This window comes from Planococcus sp. ANT_H30, assembly GCF_008369335.1.
Taxonomy (GTDB): Bacteria; Bacillota; Bacilli; order Bacillales_A; family Planococcaceae; genus Planococcus; species Planococcus kocurii.
The window spans coordinates 94,957-115,135 of sequence record NZ_VOBJ01000002.1 but is presented as its reverse complement, the minus strand read 5'-3'; the positions used below and the strand labels follow the sequence as shown (position 1 = coordinate 115,135).

21 protein-coding genes are annotated in these 20,179 nt (G+C 40.9%); 20 read left to right on the top strand and 1 reads right to left on the bottom strand.

Annotated elements, in window-relative coordinates:
• The first annotated feature begins 90 nt into the window (after window positions 1-90).
• From FQ085_RS06405 to FQ085_RS06315, 20 genes are all read left to right on the top strand, one after another.
• Window positions 91-870 (top strand): lipoate--protein ligase family protein, encoded by a 780-nt coding sequence (locus FQ085_RS06405; RefSeq protein WP_179946130.1) that lies wholly within the window; start codon window positions 91-93, stop codon window positions 868-870.
• Window positions 871-1,056: 186 nt separating this feature from the next.
• Complete coding sequence (locus tag FQ085_RS06400; RefSeq protein WP_058385507.1) at window positions 1,057-3,618, top strand: vitamin B12-dependent ribonucleotide reductase; 2,562 nt, start codon at window positions 1,057-1,059, stop codon at window positions 3,616-3,618.
• Between the two features lie 431 nt (window positions 3,619-4,049).
• Window positions 4,050-4,490, top strand: coding sequence for a type II 3-dehydroquinate dehydratase (gene aroQ / locus FQ085_RS06395; RefSeq protein WP_058385506.1), 441 nt, complete (start codon window positions 4,050-4,052; stop codon window positions 4,488-4,490).
• A 2-nt stretch (window positions 4,491-4,492) separates the two neighbouring features.
• Window positions 4,493-5,554: a M24 family metallopeptidase gene (locus FQ085_RS06390; RefSeq protein WP_188074722.1), complete on the top strand. Its 1,062-nt coding sequence runs from the start codon at window positions 4,493-4,495 to the stop codon at window positions 5,552-5,554.
• Window positions 5,555-5,571: 17 nt separating this feature from the next.
• Entirely contained in the window at window positions 5,572-6,132 is a 561-nt protein-coding gene (gene efp / locus FQ085_RS06385; protein WP_058385505.1) for an elongation factor P, read from the top strand.
• Between the two features lie 127 nt (window positions 6,133-6,259).
• Window positions 6,260-6,766: an acetyl-CoA carboxylase biotin carboxyl carrier protein gene (gene accB / locus FQ085_RS06380; RefSeq protein WP_149456209.1), complete on the top strand. Its 507-nt coding sequence runs from the start codon at window positions 6,260-6,262 to the stop codon at window positions 6,764-6,766.
• A 26-nt stretch (window positions 6,767-6,792) separates the two neighbouring features.
• The gene (accC, locus tag FQ085_RS06375; protein ID WP_149456378.1) at window positions 6,793-8,142 is read left to right on the top strand and encodes an acetyl-CoA carboxylase biotin carboxylase subunit; all 1,350 of its coding nucleotides are present in this window, start codon (window positions 6,793-6,795) and stop codon (window positions 8,140-8,142) included.
• Between the two features lie 16 nt (window positions 8,143-8,158).
• Window positions 8,159-8,554 carry an Asp23/Gls24 family envelope stress response protein gene (locus FQ085_RS06370; RefSeq protein WP_058385504.1) on the top strand — a complete coding sequence of 132 codons (396 nt, stop codon included), beginning with the start codon at window positions 8,159-8,161 and terminating at the stop codon, window positions 8,552-8,554.
• A 178-nt stretch (window positions 8,555-8,732) separates the two neighbouring features.
• Entirely contained in the window at window positions 8,733-9,122 is a 390-nt protein-coding gene (gene nusB / locus FQ085_RS06365) for a transcription antitermination factor NusB (protein WP_058385503.1), read from the top strand.
• A gap of 14 nt (window positions 9,123-9,136) precedes the next feature.
• The gene (gene folD / locus FQ085_RS06360) at window positions 9,137-9,997 is read left to right on the top strand and encodes a bifunctional methylenetetrahydrofolate dehydrogenase/methenyltetrahydrofolate cyclohydrolase FolD (RefSeq protein WP_058385502.1); all 861 of its coding nucleotides are present in this window, start codon (window positions 9,137-9,139) and stop codon (window positions 9,995-9,997) included.
• An 84-nt stretch (window positions 9,998-10,081) separates the two neighbouring features.
• Window positions 10,082-11,443, top strand: coding sequence for an exodeoxyribonuclease VII large subunit (xseA, locus tag FQ085_RS06355; RefSeq protein WP_058385501.1), 1,362 nt, complete (start codon window positions 10,082-10,084; stop codon window positions 11,441-11,443).
• Entirely contained in the window at window positions 11,436-11,672 is a 237-nt protein-coding gene (gene xseB, locus FQ085_RS06350; RefSeq protein ID WP_058385500.1) for an exodeoxyribonuclease VII small subunit, read from the top strand. The genes xseA and xseB overlap by 8 nt, the downstream gene beginning before the upstream one ends.
• Window positions 11,669-12,550 (top strand): polyprenyl synthetase family protein, encoded by an 882-nt coding sequence (locus FQ085_RS06345; protein ID WP_058385499.1) that lies wholly within the window; start codon window positions 11,669-11,671, stop codon window positions 12,548-12,550. Before xseB ends, FQ085_RS06345 begins: the two co-directional genes overlap by 4 nt.
• Window positions 12,551-12,642: 92 nt before the next feature.
• Window positions 12,643-14,547, top strand: coding sequence for a 1-deoxy-D-xylulose-5-phosphate synthase (gene dxs / locus FQ085_RS06340; protein ID WP_058386915.1), 1,905 nt, complete (start codon window positions 12,643-12,645; stop codon window positions 14,545-14,547).
• Window positions 14,547-15,365 (top strand): TlyA family RNA methyltransferase, encoded by an 819-nt coding sequence (locus FQ085_RS06335; protein WP_188074734.1) that lies wholly within the window; start codon window positions 14,547-14,549, stop codon window positions 15,363-15,365. The genes dxs and FQ085_RS06335 overlap by 1 nt, the downstream gene beginning before the upstream one ends.
• A gap of 97 nt (window positions 15,366-15,462) precedes the next feature.
• The gene (gene ahrC / locus FQ085_RS06330; RefSeq protein ID WP_058385497.1) at window positions 15,463-15,912 is read left to right on the top strand and encodes a transcriptional regulator AhrC/ArgR; all 450 of its coding nucleotides are present in this window, start codon (window positions 15,463-15,465) and stop codon (window positions 15,910-15,912) included.
• A gap of 16 nt (window positions 15,913-15,928) precedes the next feature.
• Window positions 15,929-17,626, top strand: a complete 1,698-nt coding sequence (gene recN / locus FQ085_RS06325; RefSeq protein ID WP_149456208.1) for a DNA repair protein RecN — start codon at window positions 15,929-15,931, stop codon at window positions 17,624-17,626.
• Window positions 17,627-17,715: 89 nt separating this feature from the next.
• Entirely contained in the window at window positions 17,716-18,483 is a 768-nt protein-coding gene (spo0A, locus tag FQ085_RS06320; protein WP_058385495.1) for a sporulation transcription factor Spo0A, read from the top strand.
• Window positions 18,484-18,661: 178 nt separating this feature from the next.
• A complete protein-coding gene (locus FQ085_RS18005; protein ID WP_169793152.1) occupies window positions 18,662-18,838 on the top strand; it encodes a hypothetical protein in 177 nt (58 codons plus the stop codon).
• A gap of 267 nt (window positions 18,839-19,105) precedes the next feature.
• Window positions 19,106-19,831 (top strand): glycerophosphodiester phosphodiesterase, encoded by a 726-nt coding sequence (locus FQ085_RS06315; protein WP_058385494.1) that lies wholly within the window; start codon window positions 19,106-19,108, stop codon window positions 19,829-19,831.
• Window positions 19,832-19,842: 11 nt separating this feature from the next.
• On the opposite strand, the gene FQ085_RS06310 is transcribed toward FQ085_RS06315, so the two are convergent.
• Window positions 19,843-20,076 carry a DUF2627 domain-containing protein gene (locus tag FQ085_RS06310; RefSeq protein WP_058386914.1) on the bottom strand — a complete coding sequence of 78 codons (234 nt, stop codon included), beginning with the start codon at window positions 20,074-20,076 and terminating at the stop codon, window positions 19,843-19,845.
• Window positions 20,077-20,179 lie beyond the last annotated feature (103 nt).

Sequence of the window (20,179 nt, the reverse complement as noted above, 5' to 3'; positions counted from 1 at the left end):
TTACACTAATTATCGGAAATAGGAGGCGATCTTGTGAATTATCCGAAATGGGTTTTTATAAATTCAGGTGCGGGCACCCCTTCTTTTAATATGGCGCTCGATGAATCCTTGCTGACTTGGCATAGTGAAGGGCTTATTCCGCCGATCATTCGTTTTTATGGTTGGCAACCGGCAGCTCTTTCAATTGGTTACTTTCAAAAAGTAGAAAAGGAAATTGATATGGATGTTGTTAACCGATTAGGACTTGGTTTTGTGCGCCGTCCAACAGGGGGCAGAGGTGTACTTCATGAACATGAACTTACATACAGTATCATCGTCAGCGAAGATTATCCACAGATGCCAGAAACTGTTACAGAAGCTTATCGTGTACTGAGCGAAGGGTTATTGGAAGGCTTTAAAAACTTAGGGCTCGATGCTTATTTTTCGGTACCGGATACAGCTGAGAAGCGCGCTGACTTAAAAAAACCAAAATCTGCAGTTTGTTTTGATACGCCGAGCTGGTATGAGATGGTCGTCGAAGGTAAAAAAGTGGCAGGAAGTGCACAAACACGTCAAAAAGGTGTTATTCTACAGCATGGTGCGATTTTAATTGATTTGGATGCCGAGAAACTGTTATCTGTTTTCAAATTTCCGAGTGAAGAAGCAAAAGAGCGCATGCGCATGAAGATACCTGAAAAAGCAGTGTCGATTAATTCACTACGAAAAACGCCAGCAACTGCTGAAGAATGCATTGCTGCCTTTAAAAAAGGGTTTGAGCAAGCTTTGTCTATCGATTTAGAGCCCTATGTGTTGACTGAGCAACAATTAGCAGAAGTCAAGGCTTTAGAGGAAAAAAAATACGCGAATCACGAGTGGAATTTCCGAGTGTGAGGTCTTTTGGCTCATTTTACCGAATTTAAAAGCTCGAAACCTTGGTAAATATAGCTTTATAAACTAACAGAATTCTATAAAAAAAACTTGTTATTGAAAATAAGTTTCAACATGTAGTATGATGGGAATCGAAGTAATACTATATATAGTATCCGACTCCATATAACATAAAGGAGGAATTGTCAAATGGTTTCCGCCACACAACAATCCCAGTATTCATTAAATGCATCAGCTTTAAACGAAGATATCAAAACCTTTCCGCAAGTACATGCCATCACTTCAGATATGAAGTTAACGCACAAAGGTGTCTCGCGTCTTGTTATGATTGATCGTTACTCTTTCAAAGATACAGAGAAAAAAACGCTCAAAGCGGGAGATTTTGTTGTATTAACTGTTAAAGAAGATCCGAAATTCCCAGCTCGTGGGCTAGGTTACATCGTTTCGATTGATAAAACTACGAACAAAGCGAAAGTTTGGATTGAGGAAGATTACAGAAGTGCAATCGACAATCCAGAAGAACAAGTAGCAGGCATTGTCAATCGTCCGATCGACGTGATTGAAAAGCCAATGGAAGTGTACTACGAGCAAATTGCGAAACGCAATGCAACAGGTCTTGCCTCAGTAGAAACAACTTCTGAAAAACGTCAAGAATGGTTTGAGAAATTTTATCAGCAATTGGTTAGCTTGAAATTCATTCCAGCTGGACGTGTTCTTTACGGAGCAGGAGCGGATACAGATGTAACGTATTTCAATTGTTACGTAATGCCGTTTGTTGCGGATTCACGCGAAGGTATTTCGGATCACCGTAAACAAGTGATGGAAATTATGAGCCGCGGTGGCGGTGTTGGTACGAACGGTTCGACTCTTCGTCCACGGAATACATTAGCACGTGGAGTTAACGGCAAATCATCAGGTTCTGTATCTTGGTTAGATGATATCGCGAAATTAACCCATCTTGTTGAACAAGGTGGATCACGTCGCGGTGCGCAAATGATTATGCTTGCAGACTGGCATCCAGATATTGCGGAATTTATCATTTCAAAAATGCAAAACCCTCGTATTTTGCGTTATTTGATCGAAAACACGCAAGATGAGACGATTAAAAAACTGGCTCATGATAAATTGAAATTCAAACCGTTAACAGCCCAAGAAGAAGCGATGTTCCAAGGAATTCTGAACTACCGCACAATTCCTGGCATGGGCGGATTTAATGAAAAAATCATGCGTGATGCCGACACGAAGTTACGTGACGGTGGAACGTACTCTGTTCATAATGAAGAATTCTTAACCGGTGCAAATATTTCCGTTACGCTAACGAGTGATTTCATGACAGCTGTCGAAAATGATGCAGATTTTGATTTGCGTTTCCCAGCAGTCGAGTCGTACTCAAAAGAAGAAATGGCGATTTATAATGAGAAATGGCAAGAAGTGGGCGACGTTCGTGAATGGGAAAGTATGGGCCATGGTGTCCGCGTTTACCGTACGATGAAAGCTCGTGAGCTATGGAACTTGATCAATATTTGTGCGACATATTCAGCTGAACCAGGTATTTTCTTTATTGATAATGCCAATGAAAAAACCAATGCTGCAGCATACGGTCAAAAAGTTGTTGCGACAAATCCTTGTGGTGAACAGCCGTTAGCACCTTATTCGGTTTGTAACTTGGCTGCGGTCAATTTGGCGCAATTTGCAGATCCAAAAACGAAAATGGTTGATTTTGAAAGCTTGAAAGAAACAGTTCGCGTCGGTGTCCGCATGCAAGATAATGTTATTGACGCAACGCCATACTTCCTCGAAGAAAACCAAGTACAAGCACTTGGTGAGCGCCGTGTAGGTCTTGGCGTTATGGGATTAGCAGATTTGCTAATTTATTGCGATAAAGAATACGGATCACCAGAAGGCAATAAACTTGTTGATGAAATCTTCGAAACTATTGCTACAGCGGCATATGAAGTATCGACAAACTTAGCAGCAGAACGCGGTAGTTTCCCCTTCCTAGTTGGTAAGACGGACGAAGAGACAGCAGCACTTCGCAAAGCATTTACTGAAACTGGCTTTATGCAAGGTATGCCAGAACATGTTCGCGAAGCAATTCTTGAAAAAGGTATACGTAATTCACATCTGTTGACGGTTGCGCCAACAGGGTCTACAGGAACGATGGTTGGTGTTTCAACGGGACTTGAGCCTTATTATTCATTTACTTACTACCGTAGCGGCCGACTTGGTAAATTTATTGAAGTCAAAGCTGATATCGTTGGAGAATATTTGAAAAATAATCCTGAAGTAAGCGAAGAAAACCTTCCAAAAGCATTTGTAACGTCAATGGACTTGGCTCCAGAAGCGCATGCTGATGTTCAATGCATTATTCAACGCTGGATTGATTCGTCTATCTCAAAAACTGTCAACGCACCACGCGGTTACACAGTAGAACAAGTAGAAGGCGTTTATGAGCGTTTGTATAAAGGTGGAGCAAAAGGCGGTACGGTCTATGTTGATGGCAGCCGTGATTCACAAGTTTTAACATTAAAAGCTGAAGACAATAACTTTGAAGAAGAGCAACAACCAGAAGAAACTGGCAAGCGTCCGATCGTTTTAATCGATACCATCCAGGATCTCCGTTCAACTAACGTTACTATCGGTTCTGAAGTGGGCGATACATGTCCAGTTTGCCGAAAAGGAACAGTAGAAGAAATGGGTGGCTGCAATACATGCACCAACTGTAACGCTCAACTTAAATGTGGATTGTAAAAATAATGAACGCGGTGGCTAACAAGCTACCGCGTTTTTTTATATTCTGTACCAAAACACCGCTTCGGCAAGTCGTCTTAAGCCCGTCGGTTCTATGCAGGGGCTTTCGCTTTTCTTTTATTGTCTAGCTCAAGCACCCAAGTCCTAGGGTCATAAGCCAACCCAGCTGTGCGGCAGAGAACGCCGCTCTGCTGGTCTGTCTTATGCCCGTCAGACTTACACGGGTGCTTGAGCTTTTCTTTTATTGTCTAGCTCAAGCACCCAAGTCCTAGGGTCATAAGCCAACCCAGCTGTGCGGCAAAGAACGCCGCTCTGCTGGTCTGTCTTATGCCCGTCGGACTTACACGGGTGCTTGAGCTTTTCTAAATAGTTGCTCGATTGTTCCGATATGTTAAAATAATTAAGAATGTATAAGGGGAGGGGAAAGTTGAATGCGCGTGCTGATCTTGAACGGTCCTAACTTAAATCGTTTGGGCAAGAGAGAGAAAGAAGCTTATGGAACGTTTACGCTAGAAGAGTTAGAGCAAGAATTAGTGGAATTTTCTAACCAGCATCATATTGAATTGATTTGTCGGCAGTCGAATCACGAGGGGGAATTGATTGATTGGATTCACGGAGCAGGAGACGATGCATTATCAGGAATTGTATTGAACGCTGGTGCCTATACGCATACGAGCATCGCTATTCGAGATGCGATTGCCGCAATCAAAGTCCCTGTTATTGAAGTACATATATCAAATGTCCACAAACGTGAGGAGTTCCGCCATCATTCATACATCTCCCCAGTTACTGTCGGACAAATTGTTGGCTTTGGCCAGGATGTCTACAAATTAGCACTACAAGCATTGATCTTGAAACAAGAGAGAGGATGAATATGTTGAAAATTCAAAAACTACGTACGGAAATGAACAGCCGAAATATTGAGGCACTGCTTATTACCAGTTCTTTTAACTTGCGCTATATTACTGGATTTACGGGAACAGCTGGACTGGCAATCGTGACACAGGAAAAGGCGGTTTTTATTACTGATTTTCGTTACACTGAGCAAGCCAATGACCAAGTTGAAGATTTTGTTGTTGTCCAAGCAGAAAAAAACTTAACTGACGAGGCAATCAAAACGGTTAAGTCGTTAGCTATTCAAACACTAGCTTTTGAACAAGATCATATGACTTATGCAACAGCTATGCAATATAAATCCAAGATGGATATAGAGTTACAGCCTGTCAGCGATTTGGTTGAAAAAATTCGGATGGTCAAGACACCAGAAGAAATCACAATTTTAAAAGCAGCTGCTAAAATTGCAGATGATGCTTTTGAGCATATTTGCGGATTTATTCGTCCAGGATTGACAGAGCTTGAAGTTTCTAATGAACTGGAATTTTTCATGAGAAAACAAGGAGCGACATCATCAAGTTTTGATATTATCGTTGCGTCTGGACTTCGTTCGGCATTGCCTCATGGCGTAGCTACAGATAAAATTATTGAAAAAGGTGACATGGTTACACTTGATTTCGGTGCTTTATACAATGGCTACATTTCAGATATTACCCGTACGGTTGCAGTCGGTCAGCCTTCAGAGAAAATGAAGGAAGTCTATGATGTGGTCTTGAAAGCACAAGAACTAGGTGTAGAGAAAATTGGTCCAGGTATAAGTGGGATAGAAGCGGATGCTATCGCACGAGATTATATTAAATCTAAAGGCTATGGCGACGCATTCGGCCATTCAACGGGTCATGGCATCGGTTTAGAAGTTCACGAAGGTCCGGGATTGTCTTTTAAATCAGAAACAATTCTTGAGCCGAACATGGCTGTAACAGTAGAACCGGGAATTTATCTACCGGGAATTGGCGGAGTGCGCATTGAAGATGATATACTGATAACCGAGTCAGGAAATGAACGGTTGACTAACTCCACAAAAGAGCTACGCATTTTATAACAAACGGAGGAACTACTATGATTTCAGTAAACGATTTTAAGACAGGTGTCACAATTGAAGTAGACGGCGGAATTTGGCGCGTTATGGAATTCCAACATGTAAAACCAGGTAAAGGCGCAGCATTTGTGCGTTCAAAACTTCGCAACCTGCGTTCTGGAAGTGTCACTGAAAAGACATTCCGTGCAGGCGAAAAAGTCGCGAAAGCACAAATCGATAACAGCAAAATGCAGTATTTGTATGCCAATGGTGATATGCACGCATTTATGGATATGGAAACATACGATCAAATTGAATTGCCTGAAAAAAACATTGAATACGAATTGAAGTTTCTTCAAGAAAACATGGAAGTTCAAGTTATTCAATTTCAAGGCGAAGTATTAGGTGTTGAACTACCGAATACGGTTGTTCTAGAAGTAGTTGAAACGGATCCAGGCATTAAAGGGGATACGGCAAGCGGTGGATCAAAACCAGCGAAATTGTCAACTGGCTTGTCTGTTCAAGTGCCGTTCTTCATCAACGAAGGCGATCACTTGATTATTAACACGACAGACTCGTCGTACGTATCAAGAGCTCAATAACAAGCAGAAGGCCTCTATTGCTAGAGGCCTTTTTTTAAAAAGTCAGCTTAGCTATTTCAAAATAGAACGAAAAAGTCTAAAATAGAATAGAAATCAATTAACTACATATTAGGGGAGTAGGATGAATATGAAAATTCAAGAAATCCGCGAAATCATCAAATTGGTAGATGGGTCATCAATTGAAGAGTTCTCTTACGAATTTGAAGGCGTTAAAGTGAAAATGAAAAAAAATGGTTCGGGCTCCGCTCAACAAACGCTTAACTCAGCAGCACAAACACCTCAACAACCAAAAGCGGTAGAAGCACCAAGTGCATCTGCACCGACAAAAGAGTCAGAAGCAGAAAGACTGGTATCACAAGAAACACCCGAAATTCCCGCTAGCAGCGATTCAGCGTATCACAAAATTCTTTCACCAATGGTCGGTACTTTCTATGAATCTCCATCTCCAGAGGAAGCGGCTTATGTACAAGTAGGATCTAAAGTTACTGCCGATCAAGTAGTGTGTATTGTTGAAGCGATGAAATTATTCAACGAAATCGAAGCAGAAGTAGATGGGGAAATTGCTGAAATACTTGTAAAAGATGGTCAGCTTGTCGAATACGGCCAACCTTTATTCCTCGTGAAAGCAAACTGAGGAAAGGGGAGATAGCGATGAAAGCGATGAAAAAAGTATTAATTGCAAACCGTGGGGAAATTGCGGTCCGGATTATTCGTGCTTGTAAAGAGATGGACATTGAGACGGTCGCAGTATATTCAGAAGCAGATAAAGAAGCGCTTCATGTGGAACTTGCAGATGAGGCTTATTGCATCGGTCCAAAATTATCAAAAGATAGTTATTTGAACTTTTCAAATATCATGTCAGTTGCTAAGCTAACAAATTGTGATGGCATTCATCCAGGGTACGGATTTTTAGCTGAAAACGCGAGTTTTGCTGAATTATGCGAAGCTTGCGATATGATGTTTATCGGTCCAACAGCCGATGCTATTTCGCGTATGGGTACTAAAGACGTAGCCCGTGAAACGATGCGCAAAGCCGGTGTCCCAGTTGTTCCAGGTTCCACTGGTATTGTAGCTAGTGAAGAAGACGGCTTACGGATTGCAGATGAAATCGGATTTCCGGTCATCATTAAAGCAACTGCCGGCGGTGGTGGAAAAGGAATTCGTGTGGCCCGAACGCGCGAAGATTTTGTTACAGGTCTGAAAATGACGCAAAAAGAAGCAGCAGCTGCTTTTGGGAATCCAGGCGTTTATATCGAGAAATTTATCGAAGATTTCCGTCATATTGAAATTCAAGTGTTAGCAGACTCACATGGCAATGCCATTCATTTAGGTGAGCGTGACTGTTCAATTCAGCGCCGCATGCAAAAATTAGTTGAAGAAGCGCCTTCACCGGCTTTGTCTCCTGAGTTGCGCGCAGAAATGGGCGATGCTGCAGTAAAAGCTGCTTTGGCCGTCGACTACCGTGGTGCTGGGACAGTTGAATTTATCTTTGACGCAGTTAACCAGAAATTTTACTTTATGGAAATGAACACACGTATTCAAGTAGAGCATCCAGTAACAGAAATGATTACAGGAATTGATTTGATTCAACAGCAATTAAAAGTTGCTTCGGGCGAAAAACTAGCTTATAAACAAAAAGATGTCGTTTTTAAGGGCTGGTCGATCGAATGCCGTATAAATGCGGAAAACCCAGCGAAAAACTTTATGCCTTCAGCAGGCAAAGTAGAGATGTACCTGCCCCCAGGTGGTATGGGCGTAAGAATAGATTCGGCTATGTACTCGGGATACAGCATTCCCCCGTATTATGATTCCATGGTTGCTAAACTAATTACTTTTGCTGATACGCGCGAAGAAGCGGTAGCGAAAATGAAACGCGCGTTAGATGAGTTTGTCATTGAAGGCGTGTTCACGACGATTCCATTCCATTCAAAATTAATGGATCACGAAGTATTCAAATCAGGCGATTTCAATACGAAATTCCTGGAAAAATACGACGTACTGGGATCTTAAAGGAGGAGCTTTGCAAATGGCAGAAAAAACAGCACCTTATGTACGGATGAAGTCTCATGGAGCACAAAATTTAGGTAACATCGAAGTGGCTCCAGAAGTTTTGGAGATCATTGCGAGCATTGCAGCGACGGATATTGAAGGTGTTGCAAGCATGCGTGGTAATTTTGCTTCTGATGTAGTTGAGCGGTTAGGCAAGAAAGTTCACGGCAAAGGCATCAAAACCGACTTGTCTGAAGAAGGACTAGCGATTGATGTTTATTGCGTCATTAACTATGGTGTATCAATTCCAAAGACAGCTTTAAAAATTCAAGAGCAGGTTCGTCAAACGCTTGAAAATATGACGTCGCTTCAAACACAAGAAGTGAATGTGCACATTACAGGCATTAACTTCGAGTCTCAAGCAACAGAATAGACAGCGAGGCTGTCCTGAAGCGCTAGCACTGGCTTCGGGACGGCCTCGTCTTTTTTGTCTGCTAAGCCCAGAATTTTGTTGTGTTGAACTATTGACCGAACATTTCAAACATGGAAGTTCAGTCCGAAAACCTGTATAATAAGAGGTAATTAGCTGTGAAAAGGAGACCGGACATATTATGAAACGACACGAAGCACGCGAAAAAGCGCTTCAGACCTTATTTCAACTTGAAGGCACTGAACTGACAATTGATGAGGCTATGGACCATGTAATGGCTGGAGAAAATGATAACTTCTATAGTCTATTAGTTCAAGGCACTTACAGCAATATGGAAAAAATTGATGAAAAATTAGTTGGACATTTGGAAAATTGGTCGTTAGAACGGTTACCGAAAATTGAACGAACAATTCTTCGCATGGCGATCTTTGAACTAGACCATATGGAAGATGCACCTGCACGTGTCATCATGAACGAAGCGATTGAACTGTGCAAAACTTTTGGAGACGATAAATCGAGTCGCTTTGTTAACGGCGTTCTTTCGAAATTTACAGACGAAACAGCAAATTAATTGGAGGAGTTTATATGACTGCAATATTGATTGATGGAAAAGCGGTAAGCCAGAAAGTTAAAATCCAGGTAAAAGAGCGCGTGGAAAAATTGGCACAGCAAGGCATCATCCCAGGACTTGCCGTTATATTGGTGGGAGAAAACGCCGCCTCTCTTACATATGTAAAAAACAAGAAAAAAACGTGTGAAGCACTTGGTATGCGTTCAGATCTTCATCAATATCCAGATACATTGACCGAGCAGGAACTGCTGACGAAAATTGAGGAGTTAAATCAAAATCCAGAAATTCACGGCATTCTTGTCCAACTGCCCTTGCCAAAACAAATTGATGAATTTAAAGTTATTTCAGCAATTAGTCCAGAAAAAGATGTCGATGGCTTCCACCCAATTTCGGTCGGTAATATGATGATTGGTAAAGAAGCTTTCCTGCCGTGTACACCGCACGGCATAATGGAGCTACTAGCTCATTACAATATTGATCCAGCTGGCAAGCATGCAGTTGTAATTGGACGTAGCAATATCGTGGGCAAGCCAATTGGTCAGCTATTGCTTCAAAAAGATGCGACTGTGACTTACTGCCATTCCAAAACCAAAGATCTAGCGAGCATCACAGCACAAGCGGATATTTTGATTGCTGCTATCGGTAGAGCCAAGTTTATCGATCACACATTTATCAAACCAGATGCAGTTATTATTGATGTAGGAATGAACCGAGATGAAAACGGTAAATTGTGCGGGGATGTTGACTTTCAAGATGTTCAAGAAACAGCTGGCTTTGTAACTCCAGTTCCTGGTGGTGTCGGACCGATGACCATTGCGATGCTGATGGGAAATACACTACAGTCAGCGGAAAAAGGGTTATCAAAGACAAAATAAGCATAAGCATGTAAAATAAAGAGCAATAGGGCTGTTTTTCGAAAGAAAGACAGCTTTTTAAATTCACAGATAGGGGTTGAAAGTGTGTCAACCGACCCGTACTTAAGTGTCAAAGCCTTAACCAAATACATAAAAAAGAAGTTTGATGCCGATCCACATCTTCGCGATGTTTACGTCAAAGGTGAATTATCGAATGTTAAAATCCATACGAGCGGCCATATTTATTTCACATTAAAAGACAATGCCACACGATTACCAGGCGTCATGTTTTCAGCAAGTGCTAAGTCTGTTAAATTCAAGCCCGAAAGCGGCATGACAGTATTGATCCGTGGAGACGTTTCAGTTTACGAAGCATCGGGTCAATATCAATTGTATGCACAATCTATGCAAGTAGACGGCATTGGTGATTACTATTTAGCTTTTGAACAATTAAAAGAAAAGCTAGCCAAAGAAGGCTTGTTCGATGCACTTCATAAAAAACAACTGCCGCGTTTTCCGAAAAGAATTGCAGTAGTGACCGCTCAGACGGGAGCTGCTGTGCGCGATATTATTATTACCTTACATCGTCGTTATCCTTTAGCAGAGGTGGTATTGTATCCTACACTCGTACAAGGGGCAGGTGCAGTCCAATCCATAGTTCAGTCGATACAGGCGGCCAATACAAGCAATTATGACGTCTTAATCGTTGGTCGAGGTGGCGGTTCTATCGAGGATCTATGGGCTTTTAACGAAGAAGCAGTGGCGCGTGTTATTGTCGCTTCGAAAATTCCTATTATCTCAGCCATTGGTCACGAAACGGATACTACGATTGCTGATTTTGTGTCAGATCTACGAGCACCGACACCGACTGCCGCTGCCGAACTAGCCGTACCAAGTCAGGCAGAGCTGCTTGAGAAAATATCAAGCTATCGCAGTCGGATGTACCGGACCGTTTCTATCACGATCAGCCAGCAACAGAAAATGCTAGAACGATTAACTTCATCGTTTCCACTAGCTTACCCAGAACGGCTATACCGTCCATTTATAGAACGTATAGAGCGGGCTACTGACTCTCTGCAGCGTGAGTCTTTACAATATGTGAGTCGTTCAAAAGAACAATACCGTACGTTCGACCACCGATTAAAGTCGCGCATGCCCCTGCAACAAATTCGTCAGTCGGAGACAGATGTAACGGAACTTGGAAGAAGGCTTGATTATCAAGTAAATCAATTGCTAAAAGATCGCCAGCAACAGCTGTCCTCTTCTATTCGGACATTGGATGCGCTAAGTCCACTTAAGATTATGGACCGTGGCTATTCGATTCCTTATATAGAAGGAGCTGTAGTAAAAAGTGTAACGCAGGTAAAAACAGGTGACAGTTTGACGATCGCAATGCAAGACGGTATGATCCAGGCAACTGTCAATGAAATAAATCCAGCAAGTAAAGGAGACGTAAACGATGGCTGAAAAGAAAATCATGTTTAACGATGCAATGGAACAATTGGAGGAAATTGTTCGTCAACTCGAACAGGGAGACGTTCCACTTGAACAAGCGCTTACCCTTTATCAAAAAGGGATGGAACTGTCAAAAGTATGCCACGATAAATTACAGAATGCAGAAAGTCAATTGGTGACAATGATGAAAGACGGCAAGGAAGTGCCAATCGACATAGAAATGGGCGGGAATGCCAAATGAATTTAACTGAATTTCGTACGCATTACGAACCACTTATCCAACAGGAAATGGCTCAACTAATTTTATCATTGCCGATTCCCAATTCGCTAAGAGAGTCGATGCATTATTCGTTGCAAGCAGGTGGAAAACGAATCCGTCCAATTCTTTTGCTGGCAGTTCTTCATGAGTTAAGCGGACAAGAACATCCCGATGCACTTAAAGTAGCGGCTGCAATTGAAATGATTCATACTTATTCATTGATTCATGACGATTTACCAAGTATGGATGATGACGATTTAAGACGGGGCATGCCAACAAACCATAAAGTATTTGGAGAAGCTGTAGCTATTCTTGCTGGAGATGCACTTTTAACTTATAGCTTCGGTATTGTTGCAAGGTTGTCGAACGTTTCAAGTGATGATAAAGTCCGTTTAATTGATTTGATGAGTGTTTCTGCGGGGGCTGAAGGAATGGTCGGCGGACAAGTACTAGATATTGAAGGTGAAGAAAAACAATTAACACTTGAAGAACTAGAGCAAGTACATCGCTTGAAAACGGGTGCTTTGTTAACGTATAGCATTCTAGCGGGTGGTATTTTAGCACAAGCTTCGAACGAAGAAATGGTGGCACTCAGTCAATTTGGTCAGCATCTTGGGCTTGCGTTCCAAATTCAAGACGATATTCTAGATGTTACGGGAACTTCTCAGGAACTTGGAAAAACTGCTGGAAAAGACGAGTCGAGCGATAAAAGTACCTATCCAGGCATATTGACATTGCCAAAAGCAAAGGAAAAGTTAGACTTTCATGCTTCTGAAGCGATCAATTCACTCGATAAGCTGATGGGAGAAAAAACATTGCTGTTACAACTGACAGACTTAATTGTTCAAAGAAAAAGCTGATTTCTAAGGCTCTAGTTTGTACAATCGCTGTAGACTGATATAATATGAACAGACAGTCTGAAGGAAAATTTTAAAAAAGGTGCGTGATGGCAATGGATCTACAATCGATTACTGGTCCATCTTTCTTAAAAGAGCTGAACACAAAACAGCTTGAAGTATTAAGTGAAGATATAAGACGGTTTCTAATAGAGAATTTATCAAGAACAGGTGGGCATATTGGTCCGAATCTTGGAGTAGTGGAACTAACGGTTGCGCTACACAAAGTATTCGATAGCCCATCAGACAAATTTATTTGGGATGTAGGGCACCAGTCATATGTCCACAAAATTTTAACAGGAAGAGCTAGCCAATTTGACACACTGCGTCAATTTAAAGGTCTTTGTGGATTTCCGAAACGCAATGAAAGCGACCATGACGTATGGGAAACTGGACATAGTTCGACGTCTCTATCAGCTGCAATGGGAATGGCAGCTGCTCGTGATATCAAAAAAACCGACAATTATGTAGTTCCAATTATTGGTGATGGAGCATTAACCGGTGGAATGGCTTTTGAAGCATTAAATCACATTGGTCATACGAAGACCGATATGATCGTTATTTTAAATGATAATGAAATGTCTATTGCTCCAAATGTTGGAGCAATGCACAGTATGCTTGGCCGTATGAGAACAGCTGGAAAATACAACAAAGTCAAAGATGATTTGGAATATTTACTTAAAAAAGTACCGGCAGTCGGTGGCAGATTAGCCGCAACTGCTGAACGCGTAAAAGATTCTTTGAAATATTTAGTAGTTTCAGGAATGTTCTTTGAAGAAATGGGCTTTACGTATTTAGGGCCAATTGATGGACATGACTTAGAAGAACTGGAAGAAAACTTGCGTTACGCGAAGAAAACCAAAGGACCGGTTTTACTTCATGTCATAACGAAAAAAGGCAAAGGCTTTTTACCTGCTGAACAAGATACAATTGGGACATGGCATGGTACGGGTCCTTATAAAACGGAGACTGGTGATTTAGTGAAATCATCTTCAAAAGCGCCTTCATGGAGCGGTTTGGTAGCAGAAACTGTCCGTAAACTAGCACGCACAGACGAGCGCATTGTCGCAATTACACCGGCTATGCCAGTTGGTTCGAAATTAGAAGGATTCGCTTCTGAATTTCCTGACCGTATGTTTGACGTTGGAATTGCAGAACAGCATGCGACAACGATGGCGGCTGGACTTGCTACACAAGACATGAAGCCATTCTTAGCGATTTATTCAACCTTCTTACAACGTGCATACGATCAAGTCGTTCATGATATTTGTCGTCAAAATTTAAATGTCTTTATTGGAATTGATCGCTCGGGTCTTGTTGGAGCAGATGGTGAAACGCATCAAGGCGTTTTCGATATTGCATTCTTACGTCATTTGCCGAACATGGTCATTATGATGCCAAAAGACGAAAATGAAGGGCAGCATATGGTGAAAACTGCTATTGATTATAATGGTGGCCCAATTGCGCTTCGTTATCCAAGAGGCAACGGCTTAGGTGTACCAATGGATACAGAACTTCACGCGTTGCCAATCGGTTCGTGGGAAGTGTTACAAAAAGGAACAGATGCTATCATCTTAACGTTCGGTACGACCATTCCAATGGCTATGCGCGCAGCAGAACAACTACTCGAGCAAGGCATTTCCGTGGAAGTGGTAAATGCACGTTTCATTAAACCGATGGACGAGGCAATGCTCCACGAAGTCTTTAAACGTGACATTCCGGTCGTAACGATTGAAGAAGCGGTACTTCAAGGTGGCTTTGGTAGTGCCGTGTTAGAATTTGCACAAGAAAACCAATACCGCGGATCGATTATTGACCGTTTAGGAATTCCGGATCACTTTATTGAACACGGAGACGTTGCTGAACTTATGGATGAAATTCATTTAAATAGCGATGAAGTCGTGCGTGTCATTAACAAGCGTGCGCAAGCCAAAAAGCAGGCAGGTTCGATTCCTCTATGATCAAGCCCAAAAAAGAACGTGTAGATGTCTTGTTAGTTGAACAAGGCATCTGTGAAACACGTGAAAAAGCAAAACGAGCTATCATGGCTGGTATTATCTATTCTGGATCTGAACGCATGAATAAGCCTGGTGAAAAAATTTCAGTAGAATCTCCTTTGCAAATGAAAGGAAATGATTTGAAATATGTTAGCCGAGGCGGTTTAAAGCTTGAAAAAGCTTTAGAAAAGTTTGACTTATCGGTTGCCGACAAACTGATGCTTGATATTGGCTCTTCAACAGGTGGCTTCACTGATTGCGCTCTTCAAAACGGCGCTAAGCACTGCTATGCACTTGATGTTGGTTACAATCAGTTGGCATGGAAGATTAGGCAGGATGAGCGTGTGACTGTCATGGAACGCGTCAATTTCCGCCATTCCAAACCAGAAGATTTTAATCAAGGTCTGCCGGAATTTGCTACAATTGATGTCTCGTTTATTTCTTTGCGCATTATTTTTCCTGTGTTAAAACAAGTTTTGGTCCCAGGGGGCGACGTCATCGCACTGGTCAAACCTCAATTTGAAGCAGGTAGAGAAAATGTCGGAAAAAAAGGCATTATTCGCGACCCCCAAATACACCGTGATGTGTTGGTTAAAGTCGGAAAATTTGCAGTTGAAGCCGGTTTTCATGTGAAGAACATGTCGTTCTCACCGATTACTGGTGGAGAAGGTAATATTGAATTTTTATTTCACCTTCAATCGGCTATTGAAGGCACTGATATAGCAGGGGTTTCTGAGCAGTCCATCGATGAAACTGTCAAGACAGCACATGAATTATTATAAACACATTCCAAAAAGGAATGTGTTTTCTTGTCTTGTGTATGAAATAGAGTTAGAATATTAGGTATATGGAATAATTATTCATTCAAGGGGGCACAACATGAATAAAGGACAGCGTCACATTAAAATACGCGATCTTATATCAAATCGTGAAATTGAAACACAAGATGAGTTGGTAGAACTATTAAAATCAGCGGGCTATGAAGTGACACAAGCAACTGTTTCACGGGATATAAAAGAATTGCATTTAGTAAAAGTACCGCTTCAAGATGGGCGTTACAAATATAGTTTGCCAGCTGATCAACGTTTTAATCCAATGCAAAAACTGCATCGTGCATTGACAGATGCTTTTGTTAGCATTGACGGAGCTAGCCATTTCTTAGTAATGAAAACTTTGCCAGGTAATGCTCATGCAATTGGCTCACTCATTGATCATTTGGACTGGGAAGAAATTCTTGGAACAATTTGTGGGGATGATACATGTCTTATTATTTGCCGAGATACCGAACAGCGTGAAATTTTAAAACAACGTTTAATCGAAATGCTTTAAGAAGAGGTGAGCGGATATGCTTCGGGAGTTAGATATACGCAATTTTGCTATTATTGATGCTTTGACAGTTAGCTTTTCTGAAGGATTGACTGTTTTGACTGGAGAAACCGGAGCCGGTAAATCCATTATTATCGATGCGGTTCATCTTTTAGCAGGTGGACGAGGAAGCCAAGAATTTATTCGTCATGGCGCTAAAAAGGCAGAAATCGAAGGCTTGTTTTCATTAGAAAGTGAACAACACCCGGTATTTCGCAGATTAGAGGAATTCGGTATCACTTGGAGTGATGGCGATATTTTGTTGCGCAGAGAATTAAATGATAAAGGCAAAAATGTCTGTCGAATAAATGGTAAACTCGTTACCATTTCTATTTTACGTGAAGTTGGAGCTTCTCTAATTGATATTCACGGCCAACACGAAACACAGGAATTGATGGATGAAAAACAGCATCTTTACTTGCTCGATCAGTTTGCCGGTAAAAGCTTAGCGAAGTCAAAAGAAAGCTATAGCCACACATTTGATAAGTACACAAAATTAAAGCGAGAGTTTTCTTCTTATACTGAAAATGAGCAGCAAATTGCACAGCGTATTGATTTATTGACTTTCCAACTGCAAGAAATCGAAGCAGCGGAGTTGGTTATAGGAGAAGAAGAAGAATTTATTCAAGAACGTAAAAAATTACAAAATTTTAATAAGATATACGAGTCAATTTCTGCGGCGCACGAAGCAATTCAAGGAGAAAGCAAAGGACTGGATTGGATTGGATCCGCTATGTCTGAACTTGAACATGCAGCAGCAGTAGATGAAACTTTTATAGGGTCCTCTGAAACTTTATCCGGTGCTTTTTATTTAATCCAAGATACCGGTACGGAAATCAAGCGGATTTTAGATGATATGGAATTCGATCCGGGTAGATTAAATGAAATCGAGCAACGTTTAGCTGTTATTCAATCGCTAAAAAGAAAATACGGGACTTCTGTAGAAGATATTTTGCTGTATCATGAAAAGCAGACAGATGAATTGGATAAATTGGTCAACCGAGATCAGCGTTATCAATTAGATCAAGAAAAGTTAAAAGAATTAACTGAGGATTTGCGTGTGGAAGCGGAAGAGTTAACGATTCTTCGCAAAAAAGCAGCGAAAAGCCTAGGCAAAGCGATTATGGAGCAGTTAAAAGAATTACATATGGCAAAGGCATCGTTTGAAGTAAACTTTACCGTGTTGCCAAGCGGTCGATTTGATCGTCATGGTCATGATGCAATTACTTTTTACATTTCAACAAATCTTGGCGAACCGTTGAAACCTTTAACTAAAGTAGCATCCGGCGGGGAATTGTCCCGCATGATGTTGGCACTAAAAACCATCTTCTCTAAGCATCAAGGCATAACTTCCATTATATTCGACGAAGTGGATACAGGTGTTAGCGGTCGAGTGGCTCAGGCTATTGCTGAGAAAATTGCTGCTATCTCAGTCGATTCTCAAGTGCTTTGTATTTCCCATTTGCCTCAAGTAGCGGCGATGGCAGATCAGCATTTGTTTATTGAGAAAAAAGTCGACAAGCAACGAACAACCACTGCGGTGACCGAGCTTAATGGAAGAGAGCGAACGGAAGAAATGAGTCGTATGCTGTCAGGAGCTGAAATAACAGATCTGACTTTGCAACATGCGGAAGAATTGTTATCACTCGCGGCAGACCGTAAACTATTGATGAAATAAAGTTATAAAGACAGCCAGTAAGGGTAAAGAGAGTCAATTAAGAAGAAAAACAATCCTGCTAGAGTCAGTCACCAAGGAGAGAGAGTCGAATGAAAAAAATAAAAATCGCAATTGCAGATGATAATCGCGAATTGGTCGGACTGATGGAAGATTATTTAAATGCACAAGCTAACATGGAAGTAGTAAAAGTTGCTTATAACGGCAAAACTTGTATCGAAATGCTCCAAAATCACACAATTGATGTCTTATTATTGGATATTATTATGCCTTATCTAGACGGCATCGCTGTTTTAGATGCTATCAAAGAAAATGAAGATTTACAGGGAATTGATGTAATTATGCTGTCTGCTTTTGGACAGGAATCGATAATGAGCCAGGCTGCGGAGTACGGAGCTTCCTATTTTATTATGAAACCTTTTGAGGTAGAACGCCTTGCAGTCCAGATTAATCATATTATGAATGCACGAACTGGTAAAACAAAGCAAACTGAAGACAAGCGAACGAAAGATGATTTGATTACGAATATGGTGAAAGATATTGGGATTCCCCCTCATCTTAAAGGCTATCTTTATTTAAAAGAAGCCGTTTCGTTAGTACTGGAACAACCAGAAATATTAAATAAAGTCACTAAAGTATTATATCCGGGAATTGCTACTAAATTTGACACGACGTCGTCGAGGGTAGAAAGATCGATTCGCCATGCAATTGAGCAAGTCTGGAATCGTCATGAAACGGTCGATCATATCTCAAAAATTTTCGGCTACAGTGTAGCGCATTTAGAATCAAAACCAACTAATTCGGAATTTATTGCAATGGTCGCAGATAGTTTGCAGCTGAAAATGCGAGACGATTTATAATCGGAGAATTTATCGAAACTTTCTTGTCGCCAAAATGGCGGTAGGGAAGTTTTTTTAGTTAATTCTAAGCACATTTATTGTGTTTGTTGGAGCGAATGGGTAGGTTTAAAAAAAGCACAATAAAGGAAAAGAATAAGACATTGTTTTTAAAAAAAGGGAACTTTCCGAATGATTAAGAATGACGAGACCGGAAAATCAATGGGATGAAAAGAGGCGAGCGCAATTGCAATTGATTCGGCAAATTGATGACTATTTTTTAGGTAATGGTGAAGGAACTGTCACCGACCGGCTGTATTTTTATGGTGTTTATTGCGTTAGCATTTTGATTGCATTTTTTACGATGGCGTCGCTTTAAAAACCTACTATGATCCAATAGATAATCGACCGATGAGACTTTAATTCATCGGTTTTTTTGTTTTAAAGCTTACAATGTATTTTTTTACATAAGGAAGTATACGAAAATAGCAAAACCAAAAAAAAGTCAGTAAAACGACAATGCTGTTAGTTTGTCCTAATAAATGATAAAATAGTGATGGAACTGCAAAGAAACAGCTAGTAGAATCGATAGTAAATTCGGTTTTACTCGTTTAGTGGATTTCAGAAATGGAAGAGGATGATTTTATTGTCTGAAGTCAAAGTGTATGCACACCGAGGCGCTTCAGGATATGCACTGGAAAATACATGGGACGCTTTTTTTAAGGCTTGTGAATTTGGTGTTGGGATTGAGCTTGATGTACAAATTACGAAAGACGGCGTTGTTGTTGTCTTTCATGATGACAACTTGCGGCGACTAACTGGTTTTAATGCAGATATTGAGGCACTTGCTTACGAAGACATAAAAGATCTTCGTGTCGGCAAAAAATGGATACGTCCATTTCAGCATTATCAAATCCCGTTAGCGTATGAAGTGTTTCAATGGGCAAAAAAAAAGAACATTCCATTGAACGTTGAGTTAAAAGCATCATTTGTGAAAAATCCAAAAGGACCACAAATTCTTGCAGCTATGTTGGAAGGGATTAGGGATATCCATTTGTCTTCGTTTAATCCGCAATTGCTGGAAGAAATGAAGAAATTGATGCCTTCTACTGAAATGGCTCTGATTATTAAAAAGAATAAACAGCTGCCTTACGTGAAAGAAATGGAGTGGGTCGACAGTATTCATCTCCATAAACGCCTTCTTAATAAAGCTTTATGGGCCGATGTCCTAGAGTTGGACAAGAAAGTTCGGTTGTACGGAGTTTTAGGGTCGGAGTCGCTTATCACTCAACTTAATTCACAAACGGTTGGTATTATTACCAATTACCCAGATCGTGTTAAAAGAAAAATTGCGTCTCCCCTTTTTGGGTAGACGCAATTTTTTTATTTCTGGAATCTTTTTGAAACGGTCCCTTTTTTTCGATCGCGATTCAATAGAAATCCGGCAAAAAAACCGATTCCTAGAACGACAAAAAGAGTGCCGAATGTAAACTGGAGCCAAAGAGCCGGAAAAGGCTCGAGCAATTTATTAAATAACGTATCACGCATTAATTTAATGCCATATGCCGCCATAATTCCAGGAATCAGCAAAATGATAAATGCCACTAGACGACCCATAATTCCACATCCTTCTGCTTCTATTGTTTCTAATTCTATTAAAGTTGTCAAGAAAACCTTCCTGATGTACGCTTAAAATATTATTGCAATTACTTGCATATTG

Coding starts and splice junctions, on each gene's coding strand:
- FQ085_RS06405 (WP_179946130.1), top strand. CDS start 91: ATGGCGCTCGATGAATCCTTGCTGACTTGGCATAGTGAAGGGCTTATT.
- FQ085_RS06400 (WP_058385507.1), top strand. CDS start 1,057: ATGGTTTCCGCCACACAACAATCCCAGTATTCATTAAATGCATCAGCT.
- aroQ (WP_058385506.1), top strand. CDS start 4,050: ATGCGCGTGCTGATCTTGAACGGTCCTAACTTAAATCGTTTGGGCAAG.
- FQ085_RS06390 (WP_188074722.1), top strand. CDS start 4,493: ATGTTGAAAATTCAAAAACTACGTACGGAAATGAACAGCCGAAATATT.
- efp (WP_058385505.1), top strand. CDS start 5,572: ATGATTTCAGTAAACGATTTTAAGACAGGTGTCACAATTGAAGTAGAC.
- accB (WP_149456209.1), top strand. CDS start 6,260: ATGAAAATTCAAGAAATCCGCGAAATCATCAAATTGGTAGATGGGTCA.
- accC (WP_149456378.1), top strand. CDS start 6,793: ATGAAAAAAGTATTAATTGCAAACCGTGGGGAAATTGCGGTCCGGATT.
- FQ085_RS06370 (WP_058385504.1), top strand. CDS start 8,159: ATGGCAGAAAAAACAGCACCTTATGTACGGATGAAGTCTCATGGAGCA.
- nusB (WP_058385503.1), top strand. CDS start 8,733: ATGAAACGACACGAAGCACGCGAAAAAGCGCTTCAGACCTTATTTCAA.
- folD (WP_058385502.1), top strand. CDS start 9,137: ATGACTGCAATATTGATTGATGGAAAAGCGGTAAGCCAGAAAGTTAAA.
- xseB (WP_058385500.1), top strand. CDS start 11,436: ATGGCTGAAAAGAAAATCATGTTTAACGATGCAATGGAACAATTGGAG.
- FQ085_RS06345 (WP_058385499.1), top strand. CDS start 11,669: ATGAATTTAACTGAATTTCGTACGCATTACGAACCACTTATCCAACAG.
- dxs (WP_058386915.1), top strand. CDS start 12,643: ATGGATCTACAATCGATTACTGGTCCATCTTTCTTAAAAGAGCTGAAC.
- ahrC (WP_058385497.1), top strand. CDS start 15,463: ATGAATAAAGGACAGCGTCACATTAAAATACGCGATCTTATATCAAAT.
- recN (WP_149456208.1), top strand. CDS start 15,929: ATGCTTCGGGAGTTAGATATACGCAATTTTGCTATTATTGATGCTTTG.
- spo0A (WP_058385495.1), top strand. CDS start 17,716: ATGAAAAAAATAAAAATCGCAATTGCAGATGATAATCGCGAATTGGTC.
- FQ085_RS18005 (WP_169793152.1), top strand. CDS start 18,662: ATGACGAGACCGGAAAATCAATGGGATGAAAAGAGGCGAGCGCAATTG.
- FQ085_RS06310 (WP_058386914.1), bottom strand. CDS start 20,076: ATGGGTCGTCTAGTGGCATTTATCATTTTGCTGATTCCTGGAATTATG.